We start from the raw sequence: 15339 nt of genomic DNA, 5'->3' as shown, positions 1-15339 counted from the left end.
GGCCGGACCGCGGCCGGTGCGTGCGCAGGCCACTGCCGGTGAGCGCGCAGGCGCCGAGCCGGTTGCCGGGTGCGGCGGTCAGCGCGCCCACCGCCGCGACCACCGCGGCGGCGAGCTCGCGCTTCTCCATCACCGCGGTGCCGAAGTCCATGCTGGCCGAGCCGTCGACCAGCACCCACGTCCGCAGCTCGTGCTCGGCGACGGCGGCCCGGACGTGCGGCTGCCCGGTCCGCGCCGTCACCGACCAGTCGATCAGCCGGACGTCGTCCAGGCCGGGCGAGTAGGGGCGCACCGCGTCGGGCTCGCCGCCGGGGCCGGGCCGCAGGCCGCGGTGCTCGCCCTGGCGGAGGCCGTCGATCCGGCGGCGCACGGCCAGCTCGATGCGGCGCAGGCTCCGCTCGGCGCGGTCGGTCTCGGGCGTGGTCACGCCGCCTCCCCTTCCGGCCGGTCGGCCTCCTGCTGGGCGGGCGACACCACCGGGCGGCGCACCGCGTCCAGGACGCGGCGGACCAGGTGCCGGGCGTCGACGCCGTCGGCCAGCGCGTCGAAGGTCAGCACCATCCGGTGGGCGACGACGTCCTCGGCCACGTCGGCGATGTCCGCGGGCAGCACGTAGGGCCGCCCGCGCAGCAGCGCCAGCGCCCGGGCCGCCGCGACGAGCCCGAGCGTGGCGCGGGGGCTCACCCCGAACTGCAGCGCCGCGGCCAGGTCGGGCAGCCCGTAGCGGGCCGGGTCCCGGGTGGCCAGCACCAGCCGCACCGCGTACTCGGCGCAGGCGTGGTGCACGAACACCTGGTCCGCGTGCCGCTGCAGCGCCCGCACCCCGTCGGCCGACAGCACGGGACGGGGCCGGGGCGGGTCGACGCTCATCCGGCCCAGGATCGCCAGCTCCTCCGTGCCCGACGGGTACCCGAGCTCGATCTTGAGCAGGAACCGGTCGCGCTGGGCCTCGGGCAGCTCGTAGACGCCGTCGGACTCGATGGGGTTCTGGGTGGCCAGCACCAGGAACGGGTCGGGCAGCGCGAGGCCGACGCCGCCGATCGACACCTGCCGCTCGGCCATGGCCTCCAGCAGCGCGGACTGCACCTTCGCCGGGGCCCGGTTGATCTCGTCGGCCAGCACGGTGGTGGCGAACACCGGCCCCGGCTCGACGTCGAAGGTCTCGGTCGAGGGCCGCCAGATCCGGGTGCCCACGATGTCGCCGGGCACCAGGTCGGGGGTGAACTGCAGCCGCGCGAAGCTGCCGCCGGTCACCGCGGCCAGGGTGCGCACGGCGAGCGTCTTGGCGACCCCCGGCACTCCTTCGAGCAGGCAGTGCCCGCGGGCGAGCAGCCCGACGAACATCCGCTCGACGGCGTGGTCCTGCCCGACCACCACGCGTTTGACCTCGAGGATCGCCTCCTCGAGCTGGGCTCCTGCTGTCATGGTCCTCCTCCGGTCGGGGGCCGAGCGACCCGGGAGGGGCGGGACACCGGGTCGCTCGGCCGGGGACCAGTGCAGCGGGTGGGGGCGAAAACCAGCGGCAGCCGGACCGAAAGTCCGGCGAAAGCGGACGAGCCTCCGCAACGGTGCCGCGCCTACTGTGGATGCCATGCGGCTCCTGGTCGTGGAGGACGACGATGATCTGGCCGCGGCCCTGGTGGCCGGCCTGGGCAGGGCCGGCTACGCGGTCGACACGGCCGCCACCGGAGCCGCGGCGCTGGAGAAGGCCCGGCTCACCGAGTACGACCTGGTGGTTCTGGACGTGAACCTGCCCGACACCGACGGCTTCGCCGTCTGCCGGCGGCTGCGCTCGGCCGACGGGCCGCGGGTGCTGATGCTCACTGCCCGCGGCGGCCTCGCCGACCGCATCCGCGGTCTGGACGAGGGCGCCGACGACTACCTGGTCAAACCCTTCGCACTGGGCGAGCTGCTGGCCCGGGTCCGGGTGCTGCTGCGCCGCGGCACCGGTGCGGCCAGCGCGGTGCTCGAACTCGGCGAGCTGGTGCTGGACGACGCCCGCAGCACCGCCGCCCGCGGCGACCGGGAGCTGCGCCTGACCCGCAAGGAGTTCGCGGTGCTGCGCTACCTGATGGCGCGCCCGGAGTACGTCATCTCCGCCGAGGAGCTGCTCGACCACGTCTGGGACGAGAACGCCGACCCGTTCACCCAGACCGTGCGGGTGACCGTCGGGACGCTGCGGCGCAAGCTGACCCTCGCCGGCGAGCCACCGCTGCTGGAGACCGTGATCGGGCGCGGCTACCGGCTGCGGGTGCCGGCGTGAGACGCCTCCCCGGCTGGATGCAGACGATCCGGTTCCGGCTCACCGCGACCTACTCGCTGGTCGTGTTCGGGCTGACCGCGGCGGTGCTGGGCGCGGTCTACGCGGTCGTCTCGCAGAACGTCGACGCCGCGCCCCTCGACCCGATCACCGTGCGGAAGGTCAAGCAGGTCGGCAACCAGCTGGTGCTGCGCGAGGACCAGCAGTTCCAGGCCGCCGACCTGGAGAGCGTCCAGCAGGCGGTCAACTTCCAGACCCTGGAGGTGCTGCGGACGGCCTCGGCGTGGGTGCTGGCCGGGCTGCTGGTGCTGAGCCTGGCCGTCGGCTGGTGGCTGTCGGGCCGGGTGCTGCGCCCGGTGCGGCGGGTGACCGCGGCGGCCCGCGAGATCGGCGCGACCGACCTGTCCCGCCGGATCGCCCTCGCCGGCCCGAACGACGAGATCCGGTCGCTGGCCGACACCGTCGACGACATGCTCGGCCGCCTCGACGGGGCGTTCGGCGCCCAGCGCCGGCTGATCGACGACGCCTCCCACGAGCTGCGCCACCCGCTGGCCGTCATCCGCACCACCCTCGACGCCGTGCTCTCCCGCGACGACGCGAGCCCCGACGAGCGCCGCCGGGCCCTCGCCGTCGTGACCCGGGCGACCGCCCGGATGACCGGCCTCGTGGAGGACCTGCTGGCGGCGGCCCGCCGGGCGGCCCCGGCGTTCGTCGAGACCGACGTCGACCTGGCGGCGGTGGTCGCCGAGGTCGCCGACGAGTACGCGCTGCTCGCCGGGCGCGCCGGCGTCCGGATCGCGCGCCGCACCGCCGGGAGCACCACGGTGATCGGCGACGCCGCCGCGCTGCGCCGGGCGATGGACAACCTGGTGTCCAACGCGCTGCGGGTCTCGCCCGCCGGCACCACCATCACCGTGGCCAGCGGCCACGAGCACGGCTGGGCCTGGTCGGCGGTGCGCGACGAGGGCCCGGGAATCGCCGACGGCGACCGCGAGCGGGTCTTCGACCGGTTCTGGCGCGGGGCCGGGCGCGCCGGGCCCGACGACCGCGGCACCGGGCTGGGCCTGGCGATCGTGCGCCAGACCGCGGAGAGCCACGGGGGCTCGGTCGCGGTGCACAGCGCTCCCGGCGCCGGCAGCTCCTTCGTGATCTGGGTGCCGCACGTCCCCGACGGCCGCACCACCCGGACCCCGGCGCCACCGGCCACCGACCCGCTCGCCGTGCCGGCCGGGACCGAGCGCTGAGCGGCCGTCGGTGCCGGCCGACGTACGCTGCCGGCGTCGGCGAGTGATCGGGGTGGGGACATGGGTGGCGACCGGCTCGGGATGCGCTGGGGCCTGGCCGGGGGCACGACGATCGCCACCGTCGAGCAGGCCCGCCGCGTCGCCCGGTACGCCGACGCCGCCGGGTTCGACGGCCTGTGGATCTCCCACGCCACCGGGGTCGACCCGGTCGTGGCGCTGGCCTGCGTCGCCGACGACATCCCGAACCTGGGCGAGGTCGGCACGTCGGTCACCCCGCTCTACGGGCGCCACCCCATCGCCCTGGCCCAGCTGGCCCGGACCGCGCAGAGCGCGCTGGGCGGCCGGTTCACCCTGGGCATCGGCGCGGCCTCGCGCGGGGCCGTGGCCACCACGATGGGCCTGGCCTGGGAACACCCGCTGGAGTTCACCCGCGAGTTCATCGACGGGCTGCAGCCGCTGCTGGCCGGGCGCCCGGTCGACCTGGACGGCACCCAGCTCAGCGCGCACGTCGAGCTGGGCATCGAGGCTCCCGACACCCCGATCCTGCTGGCCGCGCTCGGTCCGCGGATGCTGGAGCTGGCCGGGCGGCGGGTCGCGGGCACCTCGGTCGGGCAGTGCGGTCCGCGCACGATCGGCAGCTACATCGCGCCCACCATCCGGGCCGCGGCCGAGGCCGCCGGCCGCCCGGCGCCGCGGATCATGGCCCTGGTGCGCATCTGCGTCACCGACGAGCCCTCCGCGGCGTTCGCCCTCGCGCAGGCCACCGCCACCCGCTACCGCCAGGTGCCCTCCTACCGGGCGGTGCAGGACCGGGAGGGCCTGGCCGACCCGGCCGAGCTGCACCTGATCGGCTCCTGGGAGCGGGTCCTCGACGGCCTGGCCGCCTACGGCGGGGCCGGCGCCACCGACCTGCGCCTGGAGGTCGCCGCGCCCGACGAGGCCTCCCGGGAGGCGACCCGCGAGGCACTGGCCGCGCACCTGGGTTGAGCGACCCACGGCGCCCCGAGCCGGACGCGCCGGTCGGTGCTCCCGGGCGCGGCGATGGCGAGCCGGCGCGGCGCTGCCCCGGTACCGTCGACCGACCGCGCCGAACGCCGCCAAGATCGGCGTCACCGCAGGTCAGGGCGGGCGTCCGGAAAGCTCCGACGGGGTGCTTCCGTCCGGCGGAACCGCCCACCAGGATTGTTGACAATCTTGTTCCCGATCACGCAGGCTGGCGATCCACCACGGACGAGGAGAGTCGATGTCGGAGACGGTGCCGGGGCCGGGGTCGGCCACCGCCGCGAGCCTGCTGGTGGTGAGCGCGCACGCCGGGGACTTCGTCTGGCGGGCCGGCGGCGCCATCGCCCTGGCCGCCTCCCGCGGGCAGCGGGCCAGCGTCGTGTGCCTGAGCTACGGCGAGCGCGGCGAGTCCGCGCGCGCCTGGCGGGAGGGCCACGGCCTGGAGGAGATCAAGGCCATGCGCCGCGAGGAGGCCGAGAACGCCGCGGCCGCCCTCGGCGCCGAGGTCCGGTTCCTCGACGCGGGCGACTACCCGCTGGTGGAGTCGCGGGAGCTGGTCGACCACCTGGTCCGGATCTACCGCGAGCTCTCGCCGGCCGTCGTCCTGACCCACACCCTCGCCGACCCCTACAACGGCGACCACCCCGCGGCGGCGCGGATGGCGCTGCAGGCCCGCGTGCTCGCCCAGGCCATCGGCTACGACGCCCCCGGCGAGCCCCTCGGCGCCCCGCCGGTGTTCTTCTTCGAGCCCCACCAGCCCGAGCAGTGCGACTTCCGACCCGACGTGCTGCTCGACATCACCGAGGTGTTCGACCGCAAGCGCAAGGCGATGGAGTGCCTGCCCGCCCAGCAGCACATGTGGGACTACTACACCGACCTCGCCAAGCGCCGCGGCGTGCAGCTCAAGCGCAACGCCGGCCCCAACCTCGGGCTGGCGCACTCGACCATGGCCGAGGCCTTCGTCCGGGTGTACCCGCAGGTCACCACGGAGCTGTCGTGAACGCCCCGGTGACCAAGGTGATCGTCACCGACCCGCCGCGGGCCGACCTGGCCACCGTCGACGCGCTGGCCGAGCTGGGCGTGGCCACGGTGCACGAGGCCCAGGGCCGCGCCGGCTACCTGGGCACCGGGCTGCGCCCGATCCAGGACGGCGCGCGCGCCGGCGGCACGGCCGTCACCGCGCTGTGCTGGCCCGGCGACAACCTGATGATCCACGCCGCGGTCGAGCAGTGCGCCCCCGGAGACCTGCTGGTCGTCACCACCTCCTCGCCGTGCACCGACGGGCTGTTCGGCGAACTGCTGGCCACCAGCCTCGCCTCGCGCGGCGTGCGCGGCCTGGTCACCACCACCGGCGTGCGCGACGTCGCCGAACTGCGCGAGATGGGCTTCCCGGTGTGGTCGGCGGCGGTCAGCGCGCAGGGCAGCGTCAAGGCCACCGCGGGCGCGGTGAACGTCCCGGTCGTCGTCGGCGGCCAGGTCGTGCGGGCCGGTGACGCCGTGCTGGCCGACGACGACGGCGTCGTCGTGGTGGCCCGCGAACGGGTCGAGGAGGTGCTGGCCGCGAGCCGTGCGCGGGTCGAGAAGGAGGAGGCGGCGCGCAAGGCGTTCCGCGACGGCGAGCTGGGCCTGGACCGCTACGGCCTGCGCGCGACGCTGGCCGACCTGGGCGTCACCTACCTCAGCGCGGCGGAGCTGGAGCGGTGACCCCGCACGGCGTGCGCTGCATGCTGATGCGCGGTGGCACGTCCAAGGGCGCGTTCTTCCTCGCCGACGACCTGCCGGCCGACCCGACCGCCCGCGACGACCTGCTGCTGCGGATCATGGGCAGCCCCGACCCGCAGCAGATCGACGGCCTGGGCGGCGCCCAGCCGGTGACCAGCAAGGTCGCCGTGGTCTCGCCGTCCGCGGCGCCCGACCGCGACGTCGACTACCTGTTCCTGCAGGTCGGCGTGGACGCCGCGACCGTGTCGGACAAGCAGAACTGCGGCAACCTGCTCGCCGCCGTCGGGCAGTTCGCGGTCGAACGCGGGCTCGTCGCGGCCGCCGACGGCGAGACCAGCGTGCGCATCACGATGGTCAACACCGACGGGCTGGCGGTGTCCCGGTTCGCCACGCCCGGGCGCCGCGTCGACTACGCGGGCGCCACCGCGATCGCCGGCGTGCCCGGCACCGCGGCCCCGGTCGCGCTCGACCTCGCCGACACCGAGGGCTCGACCTGCGGCAGCCTGCTGCCCACCGGCCGGCTCGTCGACGAGATCGACGGCCTGGCGATCACCTGCATCGACAACGGCATGCCCGTCGTCGTCGTGCGCGCCGCCGACCTCGGGCGCACCGGCTACGAGAGCCCGGCCGAGCTGGGCGCCGACGCCGCGCTCACCGAGCGCGTGCAGAGCCTGCGCGTGCAGGCCGGCAAGCTGATGGGCCTGGGCGACGTCACCTCGGCGTCGGTGCCCAAGACCACCCTGGTCGCCGCGCCGCGCGACGGCGGCGCCATCAGCACCCGCACGTTCATCCCGGTCCACCCGCACCCCTCGATCGGCGTGCTCGGCGCGGTCAGCGTGCTCACCGCGGCGATGATCGACGGCGCGGTCGGCCACGACCTGCTGGTGCGCCCGGCCGGCGGCGGGCCGCTGCGCGTCGAGCACCCCAGCGGCTTCCTCGACGTCGACGTCGAGCTCGAACCCGGCGCCGACCCGCCGCGGGTGCGCCGCTCCACCGTCGTCCGCACGGCCCGTCCGCTGTTCGACGGCACCGTCTTCCCCCGTCCGTGACCCCTGACGACCCCTGACGACCCCTGACCTGGAGAGCGCACGATGTCCGAGACCACCCAGTCCCCGAGCGCCTTCCCCGTGCGCCGCCTGCTCCACGACATCGCCCACCTCGCCCACGTCGAGCTGCTCACCCCGGAGCCCGAGGCCAGCGTCGACTTCTTCGTGAACGTGCTCGGCCTGACCGAGAACGGCCGCGACGGCGACTCGGTCTACCTGCGCACCTGGGACGACTACGAGCACCACAGCCTCAAGGTGACCGCGTCGACGACCTCGGGCGTGGGCCGCACGGGGCTGCGCGCGTCGAGCCAGGAGGCGCTGGAACGCCGCGTCGCCGCCGTCGAGGAGAAGGGCCTGGGCATCGGCTGGAAGGACGGCGACCCCGGCATCGGCCCGACCTACCTGTGCCGCGACCCCGACGGCCACGAGATCGAGCTGTACTGGGAGACCGAGCGCTTCCAGCCCACCGACGCCCAGCGCCCGGCGCTGAAGAACCAGGCGCAGGCCTACCCCGGGCGCGGGGTGGGCGTGCGCCACCTCAACCACGTCAACTACCTGGCCCGCGACGCGGCCGGCAACGGCGACTTCATCTGCGACCAGCTGGGCGCACGGGTCACCGAGCAGATCCAGCTGGACACCGGGGTGATCTCCGGGCAGTGGACGCACTTCAACCAGAAGTCCTACGACCTCGTCTACACCAACGACTGGACCGGGTCGCGGGGGCGACTGCACCACATCGCGTTCAGCACCGACACCCGCGAGGACATCCTGCGCGCCGCCGACATCGCCCTGGACAGCGGCGTGTTCATCGAGACCGGCCCGCACAAGCACGCCATCCAGCAGACGTTCTTCCTCTACCTCTACGAGCCCGGCGGCAACCGCATCGAGCTGTGCAACCCGACCGGGCGGCTGATCTACGCCCCGGACTGGGAGCCGGTCACCTGGACCGAGGCCGAGCGGGCCAAGGGCCAGGCCTGGGGGCTGAAGACGATCGCGTCCTTCCACACCCACGGCACTCCCCCGGTCGACACCCCGCAGAGCTGACCGGGAGCGGCGCGCCGGACCTCCGGCGCGCCGCGGCCGGCTCAGCCGAGGAAGCGCACCACCGACTCCAGGATGCAGACCGGCTTGTCCCCGCCCTCGCGCTCGATCACGCCCGACACGGTGAGCTGGTAGCCGCCCTTCACCTCGACGACGTCGAGCAGCGTGGCGCGCAGCCGCACCGCGGAGCCGACCGGCACCGGCGCCGGGAAGCGCACCTTGTTGAGCCCGTAGTTGACCGCCGTCGTGCAGTCGGTGACCGCCAGCACCTGCGACCACATCGGGATGAACAGCCCGAGGGTCAGGAAGCCGTGCGCGATCGGCCCGCCGAACGGGCTCTCCGCCTTCGCCCGCTCGACGTCGACGTGGATCCACTGGTGGTCGTCGGTGGCGTCGGCGAAGCGCTGGACGCGCTCCTGGGTGACCTCGACCCAGTCGCTGGTGCCCAGCTCGGCGCCCTTGAGCCCGGGCAGCTCGGCGAGGGTGGTCGTGGTGGAGCTCATCGGGGGCCTCCTCGAAACACGCAACACAAGACTGGACGGTCGACATCCTATGTGTTGGCATACGCTGCGGGGAGGCCCCCGGACCAGCGCGGTCAGCCCCGCAGGTCGGCCACGTAGGTCGCGACCCGGTCGACGAGCGCCTTCTGGTGCGGCTCCAGGTCGTGCCCGCCCATCCCGCCGACCACCGGCAGCATCGGGTCGTCCATGACGTGCACCCCGGCCAGCTCCTGGATGGTCGCCACCCCGCAGAACGGCACGTAGATGGGGCTGTAGCCGCCCTCCTGCAGCAGCACCAGCCGGCCGCCGGCCGAGCGCTGCGCCGCCTCCTTCACCGTCCGGGTGAGGGCGACGAAGCTGGTGCTGGTGACCAGCTGGCGGGCCAGCGGGTCCATCGCGTTCGGGTCGAACCCGCAGGCCACCAGCACCAGCTCGGGGGCGTAGGCCTGCAGCGCCGGGCCGATCACGGTCTCGGCCGCGTACTGGTAGGCGCCGTCGCCGCAGCCCACCGGCATCGGGATGTTGATGTTGTAGTTCCGCCCGGCCCCGGTCCCGCGGTCCTCCAGCAGCCCGGAGTTCGGCGGGAAGCAGCGGTCCTGGTGGATCGAGAGGGTCAGCACCGACGGGTCCTCGGCGAAGATCGCCTGCGCGCCGTTGCCGTGGTGGACGTCCCAGTCGACGATCGCCAGCCGCTCGATGCCCAGCTCCGCGCGGGCGTGCTTCGCGGCGACGGCCACGTTGTTGAAGATGCAGAACCCCAGCCCGGTCTCCGGGAGCGCGTGGTGGCCGGGCGGGTTGACCAGCGCGAAGCCGTTGTCGACGGCACCGGACACGACGGCCTCGGTCATCGCGATCGCACCGCCCGCGCTGAGCGCGGCGATCCGGTAGGCGCCCTTGCCGAACGGCGAGAAGCCGTCGCCCGCGTCGCCGCCCTTGGGCAGGGCGCTCTCGCGGACGATCCGCTCGACGTGCTCGGGGGTGTGCACCCGCAGCAGCTGCTCGGGGGTGGCCGGTCGGGGCGCGACCCGGGTCAGGTGCTCGACCAGCCCGGACACGCAGACCAGCTCGTGCAGGCGGCGCTTGGTGTCGGGGTGCGCGACGTGGTGGGCGATGGGCTGGTGGCCCGCGTCCGGGTCGGCCGGGAACAGCGCCCCCGAGCCGGTGTCGTGCCAGCCGAAGATCTCGTCCCACAGGTAGCCGGTCGTCATCGAGGGGCTCTCCTTCTTGCTCAGCTGCGGCGCAGGGAATCCAGGAAGTCGTCGAGCAACCGGAGCTGGCGCTCGGGGGTGGTGTCGCGCGGCATGAACAGCGCGTTGATCTGCAGGCCCATCAGCACGGCGAGCAGCGAGTCGATCACGGTGTCGATCGCGCCGTCGTCGCAGCGGCCGGGCGGGATCTCCCCGGTGGCCCGGGCCTGGCGCAGGTAGGTGCGGACCTGGTCGCGCCACTCGACCATGGTCCCGGCGAAGAACTCCACGAGGTGGTCGTCGCCCGCGGCGTGGTCCCAGAAGCCGATGACGACCCGCGCCTCGCGCAGCCGCTCCTCGTCCAGCGGCATGATCTCCAGGCACAGCAGGCGCAGGGCGGCCAGGCCGCCGCGGTCGCCGATGGCCGCGGCGGCGCGCTCGTTGGTGGCGTCGTAGGCCCGCCGGAACGCCGCGCGCAGCACGGCGTCCTTGTCCGGGAAGTACCGGGTCAGGGCGCCGTTGGCGTACCCAGCCGCGGTGGCCAGCTCGCGCATGGTCACCGACTGGAACCCGCGCGAGGAGATCAGCTTCCAGACCGCCTCGATGATCTCCCGGCGCCGGGCCTCGTGGTCGACGATCTTCGGCATCAGCCGAGGATGTCGGACAGCTCCCGCCTGCGGTCACCGCGCCCCGCCACGGCCGTGCCGAGCACGACGCCGATCACCAGCACGACGAACGGCAGCAGGACCAGCGTCCAACCGGTGGCACTGAGCGTCCACGGGGTGGTCGTCGGGTCGACGCCGTCGGGGACCGTGCCGGAGAGCAGCCCGAACCGGGAGATGAGCAGGTAGAGCCCGGTGAGCAGGCCCAGGCCGGCGAGGACGGGCGCGGCCGTGGTCGACCACCAGTGCCGCTGCTGACCGCGGCGGGCGAAGTGCACCAGTACCGCGACGCACACCAGGATCTCCACCACGAGGACGGAGATGACGGCCATGCCGGAGGCCCAGTAGAACAGGTTGAGCACCGGGTCCAGCCCGGCCAGCGCGAACACCACGATGACCAGGCCGGTGATGACGCTGGTGGCGATCGAGCCGGCGGCCGGGGCGCCGCGGCCGTTGGTGTGCTGCAGCCCCGCGGGCAGCACTCCGGCGCGCCCGAGCGAGAAGAAGTAGCGGGCGCTGCAGTTCTGGAAGGCCAGCAGCCCGGCGAACAGGCTGGACAGCACCAGCCAGCTCATCGCGGTGGCCAGCCAGTCGCCCACGTAGGTGCCGGCCACGGTGAACAGCACGGCGGCCGGGTCGGCCAGCGGCGTCCCGTCCACGGTGGACAGCTCGGCGACCTTGCCCTCGATGCCCGACGCGCCCAGCCCGCTCACGATCGCGAAGGCGGCCAGCGCGAAGATGACGGTGATCAGCCCGACCGCGAGGTAGGTGGCCCGGGGCACGGTGCGCTCCGGGTCGCGGCTCTCCTCGCCGTAGATGGCGGTCGCCTCGAAACCGATGAACGAGGCGAACGCGAAGGCCAGCGCGATGCCGGCCGAGCCGACCAGCCCGCCGACGAACACGTTCTGCGGGGCGAAGGACGCCGCGACGTCCAGCCCCTCCGGCCCGCCGCCGCTGCCGATGACGGCGAACGCCACGATGACCAGGCTGAGCAGCTCGCAGATCATCAGCACCCCGAGTAGCTTGGCGCCGATGTCGACCCGGAGCACCGACAGGCCCAGCACGACCGCCCAGGCGATGAGCGACCACAGCCACCACGGCAGCTCCAGGCCGACCGTCGCGGCCATCTGCCCGGCCATGATCCCGCCGAAGAAGCCGTAGATCGACAGCTGGATGGCCAGGTAGGCGAGCAGCGAGACCAGCGCCGAGCCGACGCCGGCGGGGATGCCCAGCCCGCGCCCGACGTAGGCGAAGAAGGCGCCGGTGTTGGTGACGACCCGGCTCATCGCCGAGAACGCCGAGCTGAAGATCAGCAGGGTGATGCCGACCGCGACGTAGGCGCCGGGCACACCGGCGCCGTTGCCCGCGGCGGCGGCCACCGGCACGGCACCGGTCATGCCGACCAGCGGGGCCGCGGCGGCGACGACGAAGAAGACGATCCCGGCCACGCCCAGCCGGTTCGCGGCCAGCCGGTCGCCCGCCTCGGGGGAGCGGCGACGGGTGCGGGTGCGCTCAGCCATGGTGGTGGACCCCGCCGTCCTCGATCGAGCCGTTGGAGGCGCAGTGGCCCGACGCCGAGGCGGGCACGTCGAGCGTGGGGTTGCGGTCGAAGAAGCCGACCGGCTTGAGCGTGAACCCGGTGTAGTCGACCGGCATGATCGGCCAGTCCTCGGGGCGCGGTACGTGGGTGAGCCCGAAGGTGTGCCAGACGACGACGTCCTGGCCGTCGAGGTCGCGGTCGGCCGCGGCGTAGGCGGGCAGGCCCGCGCCGCCGGAGTGCTGGTTGACGAAGTCGCCCGCGGAGTAGCGCTCGGCCGGGTCGTAGCGGGTGACCCACAGGTGGCGGGTCGCGAACGCGGCCCGCTGGGCGATCGAGGAGTCCGGGTCGGCCAGCAGGGTGGGCAGGCCCTGCGGGGCCAGCGCGTAGCCGACCGGGCGCCCGAGCTGGTTGGTCTTCTCCGGGTTCACGATGTGCCAGACCCGGTTGCGGTCCGGCGCGGCGTCGCGCTGGGCGGCGGACTCGCGGTCCAGCACGGTGTGCTGCACCGTCCAGGCGTTGCCGCGCAGGTTGTCCGGGCCCTTGGGCACCCGCACGACCTCGACCTCCTCGACCCGGTTGGCCGGGCCGTCGACGGTCATGTCCAGCCGGGCGCTGAACAGGTGCTGGTGCAGCGGGGCGCCCAGGCCCGGGGCGATCTCGGAGGCGTAGGGGTAGTCGCCGCCGGGGTGGGCCGAGGTGAACACGACGCCGGTGGCCTTGGCCTCGAAGGCGATGGTGCCGTCGAGGTAGAGGTACCAGTAGAAGCCGTAGTCGTAGTTGCCGACGGTGGTGAAGAAGGAGATCACCAGACGGCGCTGGCGGCGGGTCTCCGCCGAGCCCGTCCACAGGTCGGAGTGCTTCCAGAGGATTCCGAAGTCCTCCTCGTGGATGCAGACCGCGTTGGGCAGCACCCGCGGGTTGCCCATCTCGTCGGCCAGCACGGCGTCCATGTAGGTGATCTCACCGAGGCAGTCGCAGCCCAGCTCGAGGGAGTTGGCGTAGCGCCCGACCAGGTACTCACCGGTGTCGAAGTAGTTCTGCCACGACCGCACGGGCGCCGGGTCGGCGTAGGGCACGACCATCTCGGCGATCGAGGCCCGGTAGATGATCGGGCGGGTGCCCGCGCCCTCGTCGAAGCCGATCTGGTGCAGCACCAGGCCCTCACGGGCGTCGAACCCGACCCGCAGCGACCACTTCTCCCAGGTCAGCACGTTGCCGTCGAGGGTGAGGCTGGAGCCGTGCGGCTGGGTGATCTCGATCGGCTTCTGGGTGGTGCGCAGCGGACCGCGCACGGCGGGGTCGTCGTAGTTGCCGTTGACCTCGGGCACCGGGACCGGGCCGGCGTCGATGACCTGGTCGACGACCCGGTTCATGGTGTCGACGTAGGCGACCAGGCCGTCGATCGGGTGCGCCCAGGCGGAGTCGCTCTCGTGCTCCTGGACGAACGCCAGCCCGCGCAGGATCCGGCGGCCGGACTCCTCGGGGTACTCGTCGGCGTACACGCCCGCCGACAGCGGCGCGACGCGGACCTTCTCGACGTCCAGGCCGCGCGCGGCCAGCGCGGCCAGCCAGCGCTCGTCGGTCGAGAGCAGCCGCTCGACCAGCTCGAACTCCTCGTCGAGCACCGGGAGCTGGCCCGCGGTGGCGGTGTCCAGCTCGACCTGCGACACGATGCTGTCGGTGTCGAGGTCGACGACGACGTCGCGGGAGACCTGGGCGGCGATGTCGAGCAGCAGCGCGCGGAAGCGGCGGGCGGTGGCGTCGCCGTCGCGGTGGGCCAGCACGTCGGACTTGGCCGGCTCCTGCAGCCCGACGTAGACGAAGCGCGTGCTGTCGGCGACCAGGCCCGCGGCGTCGAGGACGCGGCGGACCCCGCCGATCTCCTCGGCGGTGACCTGGTCGAGGGGATGGGTTCGGCGCAGCTGCACGGCGGTCGGGGGCACCAGGGCTCCTAGGTGTCTGTGAGCGTCTTGTCCACGTGCGTTTGTCTACGAGCGTTGACGAAAGAATCGACGAGAACGCTGGCGGGCATGGAGGTGGGAACGACGGGTCGCTCGCCTGACCGGCGGGGCTGGGGTGGAGCTCGGGGCGCCGGACCTGCGGGACAACGGGACCATAGCACCGGGCGACGGCGGCGAAAGGCCGTTCGCGGTAGCCGGGCGGTCAGCGACGGTGACCGGTCCCGCCGATCCCCGCAACCCTCGCGAACCGGTCCTCACCCAGCAGGCCGAGCCGGGTGGCCAGGCGGGCCGCCGCGGCGCGGTTCGGGGCGCCGGTCTTGGCCAGCAGGTGCTCGACATGCGTCGCCACCGTCCGCGGGGTGATCCGCAGCGCCGCGGCGATCTGGGCGTTCGTCCGCCCGCCGGCCAGCGCGCCGAGCACGTCGAGCTCGCGCAGCGTCAACCCGAACGGCGCCGGCGCGGGGCGGTGCAGCACCACGACGCCGCCCGCGCGCGGCTCCAGCGCGACGGCCAGCAGCTCGCGGTCGAGCACGACGAGCGCGGCCCCCGGGACCGGTCCCCCGGCCAGCGCCACGACCAGCAGGGGGTGCAGCGGCGAGCGCAGGCCGACCAGCTCCGGGCGCGCGCCCGGCGACAGCGCCGTGGCCCCGGCCGGTCCGACGAACAGGCCGTCTACCTCGCCCGCCGCCAGGGCCGTGGTCGCCGGGACGGGCGCGGGCAGCGGGTCGAGCAGGCCGGCCAGGTCGTCGGCGAGCAGCTCCAGCAGGGCCACGGCGTCGTCGTCGGGCTGGTGCGCGTCGAGCGTGCTGGCGTTGACCATGCCCAGGTAGCGGCCGTCGGGGGCGGTCAGGCAGTGGGTGAGCCCGTCGCGGAAGCCGAACGGGCCGATCACCGTGTCGAAGATCGGCCCGCGCCGGCGGGGGCCCGGGATGTCGCGCACCCGCATCGGCCGCCCGCCCTGGCGTGTCTCGGCGAACAACGGGTCGGCGTGCATGTCCTCGTCGATCACCCGCAGCACCTGCGGCGGGTAGCCCGCCGCGGCCACGGTGCGGTGCCGCCCGGCGGCGGGGTCCCAGCGGCTGATCGACGCGCAGTCGTACGGCAGCACGCCGCGCAGCCCGACCAGCGCGGCCACGGCCAGCCCGGGGGCGGCGCCCGGGCGGCCGCGCAGCAG

At 74.3% G+C, this 15339-nt stretch carries 15 protein-coding genes; 7 read left to right on the top strand and 8 right to left on the bottom strand.

Annotated features, from left to right (window positions below):
- Positions 1-427 (bottom strand): DUF58 domain-containing protein (locus tag KIK08_RS31350; RefSeq protein WP_214406926.1); only part of this gene is annotated, 427 nt, incomplete at its 3' end.
- Complete coding sequence (locus KIK08_RS31345; RefSeq protein ID WP_214406925.1) at positions 424-1425, bottom strand: AAA family ATPase; 1002 nt, start codon at positions 1423-1425, stop codon at positions 424-426. The genes KIK08_RS31345 and KIK08_RS31350, both read right to left, overlap by 4 nt.
- Before the next feature lie 166 nt (positions 1426-1591).
- On the opposite strand from KIK08_RS31345, the gene KIK08_RS31340 reads away from it, so the two are divergent.
- The 7 genes from KIK08_RS31340 (at position 1592) to KIK08_RS31315 (ending at position 8318) form a co-directional block, all read left to right on the top strand.
- On the top strand, positions 1592-2263 hold the full coding sequence (locus tag KIK08_RS31340; protein WP_214406924.1) for a response regulator transcription factor: 672 nt from the start codon (positions 1592-1594) through the stop codon (positions 2261-2263).
- Entirely contained in the window at positions 2260-3504 is a 1245-nt protein-coding gene (locus tag KIK08_RS31335; RefSeq protein WP_214406923.1) for a sensor histidine kinase, read from the top strand. The genes KIK08_RS31340 and KIK08_RS31335 overlap by 4 nt, the downstream gene beginning before the upstream one ends.
- A 60-nt stretch (positions 3505-3564) precedes the next feature.
- Positions 3565-4491 carry a TIGR03564 family F420-dependent LLM class oxidoreductase gene (locus KIK08_RS31330; protein WP_214406922.1) on the top strand — a complete coding sequence of 309 codons (927 nt, stop codon included), beginning with the start codon at positions 3565-3567 and terminating at the stop codon, positions 4489-4491.
- 256 nt (positions 4492-4747) lie between these two features.
- Positions 4748-5506, top strand: coding sequence for a PIG-L deacetylase family protein (locus tag KIK08_RS40540; RefSeq protein ID WP_250558203.1), 759 nt, complete (start codon positions 4748-4750; stop codon positions 5504-5506).
- 8 nt (positions 5507-5514) lie between these two features.
- Positions 5515-6210: a 4-carboxy-4-hydroxy-2-oxoadipate aldolase/oxaloacetate decarboxylase gene (locus KIK08_RS40535; protein ID WP_308258014.1), complete on the top strand. Its 696-nt coding sequence runs from the start codon at positions 5515-5517 to the stop codon at positions 6208-6210.
- Complete coding sequence (locus tag KIK08_RS31320; RefSeq protein ID WP_308258013.1) at positions 6207-7277, top strand: 4-oxalomesaconate tautomerase; 1071 nt, start codon at positions 6207-6209, stop codon at positions 7275-7277. The genes KIK08_RS40535 and KIK08_RS31320 overlap by 4 nt, the downstream gene beginning before the upstream one ends.
- Before the next feature lie 42 nt (positions 7278-7319).
- Positions 7320-8318 carry a VOC family protein gene (locus tag KIK08_RS31315; RefSeq protein WP_214406921.1) on the top strand — a complete coding sequence of 333 codons (999 nt, stop codon included), beginning with the start codon at positions 7320-7322 and terminating at the stop codon, positions 8316-8318.
- 41 nt (positions 8319-8359) lie between these two features.
- Here KIK08_RS31315 and KIK08_RS31310 read toward each other — a convergent pair whose 3' ends face one another.
- The 6 genes from KIK08_RS31310 to KIK08_RS31285 all read right to left on the bottom strand — a co-directional run.
- Complete coding sequence (locus KIK08_RS31310) at positions 8360-8818, bottom strand: MaoC family dehydratase (protein WP_214406920.1); 459 nt, start codon at positions 8816-8818, stop codon at positions 8360-8362.
- A 92-nt stretch (positions 8819-8910) separates the two neighbouring features.
- A complete protein-coding gene (locus KIK08_RS31305; protein ID WP_214406919.1) occupies positions 8911-10023 on the bottom strand; it encodes a class II histone deacetylase in 1113 nt (370 codons plus the stop codon).
- A gap of 20 nt (positions 10024-10043) precedes the next feature.
- Entirely contained in the window at positions 10044-10649 is a 606-nt protein-coding gene (locus KIK08_RS31300) for a TetR/AcrR family transcriptional regulator (protein ID WP_214406918.1), read from the bottom strand.
- Positions 10649-12184 (bottom strand): APC family permease, encoded by a 1536-nt coding sequence (locus tag KIK08_RS31295; RefSeq protein WP_214406917.1) that lies wholly within the window; start codon positions 12182-12184, stop codon positions 10649-10651. Before KIK08_RS31295 ends, KIK08_RS31300 begins: the two co-directional genes overlap by 1 nt.
- Positions 12177-14147 (bottom strand): primary-amine oxidase, encoded by a 1971-nt coding sequence (locus KIK08_RS31290; protein WP_214406916.1) that lies wholly within the window; start codon positions 14145-14147, stop codon positions 12177-12179. Before KIK08_RS31290 ends, KIK08_RS31295 begins: the two co-directional genes overlap by 8 nt.
- Positions 14148-14367: 220 nt before the next feature.
- On the bottom strand, positions 14368-15339 hold a 972-nt coding region (locus KIK08_RS31285; protein WP_214406915.1), incomplete at its 5' end, for a helix-turn-helix transcriptional regulator.

Source organism: Pseudonocardia lacus (genome assembly GCF_018531445.1).
Taxonomy (GTDB): domain Bacteria; phylum Actinomycetota; class Actinomycetes; order Mycobacteriales; family Pseudonocardiaceae; genus Pseudonocardia; species Pseudonocardia lacus.
Note: the sequence above shows the minus strand (reverse complement) of the source record. Positions and strands in the feature narration are given on the sequence as shown.

Bases quoted from the DNA above. Each gene is read 5' to 3' on its own strand.
- KIK08_RS31345 (WP_214406925.1), bottom strand. From the start codon at position 1,425: ATGACAGCAGGAGCCCAGCTCGAGGAGGCGATCCTCGAGGTCAAACGC.
- KIK08_RS31340 (WP_214406924.1), top strand. From the start codon at position 1,592: ATGCGGCTCCTGGTCGTGGAGGACGACGATGATCTGGCCGCGGCCCTG.
- KIK08_RS31330 (WP_214406922.1), top strand. From the start codon at position 3,565: ATGGGTGGCGACCGGCTCGGGATGCGCTGGGGCCTGGCCGGGGGCACG.
- KIK08_RS40540 (WP_250558203.1), top strand. From the start codon at position 4,748: ATGTCGGAGACGGTGCCGGGGCCGGGGTCGGCCACCGCCGCGAGCCTG.
- KIK08_RS31315 (WP_214406921.1), top strand. From the start codon at position 7,320: ATGTCCGAGACCACCCAGTCCCCGAGCGCCTTCCCCGTGCGCCGCCTG.
- KIK08_RS31310 (WP_214406920.1), bottom strand. From the start codon at position 8,818: ATGAGCTCCACCACGACCACCCTCGCCGAGCTGCCCGGGCTCAAGGGC.
- KIK08_RS31305 (WP_214406919.1), bottom strand. From the start codon at position 10,023: ATGACGACCGGCTACCTGTGGGACGAGATCTTCGGCTGGCACGACACC.
- KIK08_RS31300 (WP_214406918.1), bottom strand. From the start codon at position 10,649: ATGCCGAAGATCGTCGACCACGAGGCCCGGCGCCGGGAGATCATCGAG.
- KIK08_RS31295 (WP_214406917.1), bottom strand. From the start codon at position 12,184: ATGGCTGAGCGCACCCGCACCCGTCGCCGCTCCCCCGAGGCGGGCGAC.